This window comes from Mesorhizobium sp. M7A.F.Ca.MR.362.00.0.0 (assembly GCF_004023175.1).
Taxonomy (GTDB): Bacteria; Pseudomonadota; Alphaproteobacteria; order Rhizobiales; family Rhizobiaceae; genus Mesorhizobium.
This window is the reverse complement of sequence record NZ_RZTF01001076.1, coordinates 1-250: the sequence shown is the minus strand read 5'-3', so window position 1 is coordinate 250 and position 250 is coordinate 1. Positions and strand designations below refer to the sequence as shown.

General features: G+C 43.6%; 1 protein-coding gene. It reads right to left on the bottom strand.

Features of this window, described 5'->3' with window-relative positions:
• The coding region (locus EOC06_RS39185) for an SRPBCC domain-containing protein (RefSeq protein WP_206631457.1) at window positions 1-250 on the bottom strand (250 nt) is incomplete at both ends.

Below are 250 nucleotides of genomic sequence, written 5' to 3'. Positions count from 1 at the left end.
CTCATTTCCAACACTTGCATCAGCGCTTCCTCTGAAGCAAAGGCGCTCTTAATTTCAAGAAGTGTTTGCTGGCTTTCTTCCTTGAAAAAGACGCTGATCTGCATTTCCGGCATGTCAGGAGCAACATTTCCGTCCTTATCTGAGAACGCATCTGTATAGAGTATGACTTCTGGTGCAACCATTTTCTTATACACTGCAAGTCCCCAAGATTCCTGCCCAAAAAAATCTCCCTGATTTTCATCTGTACAAG